General features: G+C 65.7%; 5 protein-coding genes. All 5 read left to right on the forward strand.

Translation table 11 applies throughout. The features are described from left to right. The first annotated feature begins 218 nt into the window (after positions 1 to 218). The 5 genes from ENZ74_RS28175 (at position 219) to ENZ74_RS28195 (ending at position 2,628) form a co-directional block, all read left to right on the forward strand. A complete protein-coding gene (locus ENZ74_RS28175) occupies positions 219 to 650 on the forward strand; it encodes an acid-shock protein (RefSeq protein ID WP_024503413.1) in 432 nt (143 codons plus the stop codon). A 45-nt stretch (positions 651 to 695) separates the two neighbouring features. Further along, the gene (locus ENZ74_RS28180; protein ID WP_024503412.1) at positions 696 to 1,238 is read left to right on the forward strand and encodes an RNA polymerase sigma factor; all 543 of its coding nucleotides are present in this window, start codon (positions 696 to 698) and stop codon (positions 1,236 to 1,238) included. 116 nt (positions 1,239 to 1,354) lie between these two features. Continuing rightward, entirely contained in the window at positions 1,355 to 1,777 is a 423-nt protein-coding gene (locus ENZ74_RS28185; RefSeq protein ID WP_245458408.1) for a hypothetical protein, read from the forward strand. Further along, positions 1,774 to 2,229, forward strand: a complete 456-nt coding sequence (locus tag ENZ74_RS28190) for a periplasmic heavy metal sensor (RefSeq protein ID WP_063169958.1) — start codon at positions 1,774 to 1,776, stop codon at positions 2,227 to 2,229. The genes ENZ74_RS28185 and ENZ74_RS28190 overlap by 4 nt, the downstream gene beginning before the upstream one ends. 111 nt (positions 2,230 to 2,340) lie before the next feature. Then, positions 2,341 to 2,628, forward strand: a complete 288-nt coding sequence (locus tag ENZ74_RS28195; RefSeq protein ID WP_013527963.1) for a hypothetical protein — start codon at positions 2,341 to 2,343, stop codon at positions 2,626 to 2,628. Positions 2,629 to 2,698: the final 70 nt, after the last annotated feature.

The following is a 2,698-nucleotide window of genomic DNA, read 5'->3' on the forward strand; positions in this document are numbered from 1 at the left end:
GGTGTGGACCCCGCAGCATGCCGGGTTCAAGCCCGAACAACTGATTGCGGCCGACCAGTCGGACTAGAGCTCCTTCCATCCCGATCGACGGGATGCGCACCCGAGCACGAACGGATCAGCACGCGCGACCGACGGATTTTCCGGGTCGCGGCGTTTAACGGTTGAAGCGCGATGACGGCACAAGCCGTCTGCGTCGCGCCAAGCTGGAGACGCACAACATGATCAGCCGTTCGATATTAGTCGTTGCCTTGAGTTTGCAGACCGTTGCGGCTCTTGCCCAGGCAACGACCCCGCCTGCACCGCAGACCGCCGCGCCACTTGCCGCGCCAGGCGCGTCGGGGAGCAGGTCCGACATCACGCTGGCCAAATTCCAGAAGCGGCGCGAAAAGGCGATCATGGCGGCCGACACGGATGGCGACGGCAAGATCAGCCTGCTGGAATGGGAGGCCTTTCAGGCGAAGCGCAACGTCAAGGGCGACGCCGCCAGATCCTTCGCGCGGATCGATTCCAACCATGACGGCTTCATCGATCGCGCCGAACTCGATGCGTTTTTCGCCAAGCGCTTCGCCCGGCTGGACAAGAATGCCGATGGCATTCTGACAGCCGACGAACTGCCGGGCCACAAAACCGCTCCCAAGCAAGAGCAATGACCAAGAGGCAATGACGCGCGATGAACATCGGGAGTGCGCCGACTGATGGCTGCGGATCCGGACGAGGAGCTGGTTCGCCGTGTCGGCGCCGGCGAGCCGGCAGCCGTGCAAACGCTCGTCGCGCGCAAGCTGCCGCGTATCCTGGCGCTTGCCGTGCGCATGCTCGGCGATGCGGCGGAGGCCGAGGATGTCGCGCAGGAAACCTTCGTGCGGATCTGGCGCCATGCCGCGAGCTGGCGGCGCGGCAATGCGCGCTTCGACAGCTGGATCCACCGGGTGACGCTCAACCTTTGCTACGACCGGCTGCGTCGCAGGCGCGAGTGGGTGACCGGCGACCTGCCGGACGTCGCCGATCCTGCGCCGCTTCCCGATGCTCATTCCGAGGAAGAAGCCCATCGGGTCGAACGGGCGCTGCAAGCCATAGCGCCGCGCCAGCGCGAAGCGATCGTTCTGGTCTACTATCAGGGGATGTCCAATATCGAGGCGGCAGCGACACTGCAGATCAGCGTCGATGCCCTGGAAAGCCTGCTCGCGCGCGGCCGGCGGTCGCTGCAAGCGATCCTGGCGGAGGATGGCGCCGATGAGTAAACGCCGGGCAAGCAGCAACGCAGCACGGCCATTGCGCCTTGCTGGTGCCGCCTGGCGCTCGGCGCCGACGGGCAAGGGGGAGACACATGGCTGAAGGGTCCAGGAACGAACCCGCAATGGATGCCAGGCGCTTTGCCGCCTTGGCGCAGGCCTATGGCGGCGACTTGCGGCGATGGCCCGAGGCCGAGCGAATGGCCGGCACGGTCTTTGCCGCAAGCGACGCGGGCGAGGCCATCTTGAGGCAGGCCGGGACACTTGACGCGCTGCTCGACAGCTACCGCGTCGACGCCCCCGGTAAAGCGCTGCACGGCAGTATCCTGCAGGTCGCCGGCCGGCACCTTGTCCAACGCCGGCGGCAGCGGTTCTGGTGGCTGGGGCTGGGACTCGCAGGCATTGGCCTGGCCGGCGCCGTGGCAGGACTGGCTTTGGTGACCGTCATCACGCCCGAGGTCCAGCCGGACCACACTGTGCTGGATGCCAATGTGACGGCGTTTGGCGATGCCGGCCCGGATGCCGAGAACGGTGAGGAAAGCCTATGAGTACGCGCTGGGTCCGTGGTCTGGTCATTGCTTCCGTGGTGCTGAACGTCTTTCTGGCCAGCGCATTTGTCGGTGGCGCGGTCTGGCTGAGAAATGCCAAATCGGGCTTCTCGCTGGAATCGGCCGGCCGACACCTTCCCGACCAGGATCGCAAGGCGTTCCGCGAGGCGCTGCGCCAGGTTCGCGTGCAGTCCCGTCAGATCATTCTCGATGGCCAGCAGGCGAGGCAGGAGGCAGCGGACCTGTTGCAGCAGCCTGTCATGGACAAGGCCGCCTTGTCCGCCGCCCTGGAACGGGCACGCGATGCCGATGTGACGGTGCGCAGCCGGCTTGAACAGGCCATTGTCGACTTCGCGGCGAGCACATCGCCTGAAAACCGGAGCGTGCTGGCACAGGCGTTGCTGCGCCATATGGAACGCCGCGCCACCGTTACGCCAAAAAAATCGCCATGACGACCGACGGAAAAGACCGGAGACGCCGTTTAACGATGCGAAGGGACAAGCCTGCCCTGTGCACCATACAGGACGGCCATCTTCATCGTCGAAAGCACTCGGAGTCCAATTATGAGTCGCCTGAAAAACTATGCAGCAACCGCTATCCTGGCCATCGGTGGAACTGTCGCGACAGCCTCCGCCTCCAGCGCAATGCCCATCGTGTCCGTTGCGAAGCCAGCCACCCCGGCACTGGTCGAGCATGTCCGCTGGGGCTGCGGCATCGGCTGGCACCCCAACAGATGGGGCCGCTGCGTGCCGAACGGCGTCGTCGTCGTGCGCCCGCGCTACCACTACTGGCACGGTCCGGCCTACGTCTGGCATCCGCATCATCACTGGCGCCACTGGCACCATTACTGATCAAAGCACCGCGGGGCCAGGCACCTTTCGGGGCGGCCCCGCGCGAGCGCTGGCGCGCACCGGACAATCC

This window comes from Mesorhizobium sp. M7A.F.Ca.CA.002.15.2.1, assembly GCF_003998715.1.
In the GTDB taxonomy this organism is placed as follows: domain Bacteria; phylum Pseudomonadota; class Alphaproteobacteria; order Rhizobiales; family Rhizobiaceae; genus Mesorhizobium; species Mesorhizobium ciceri.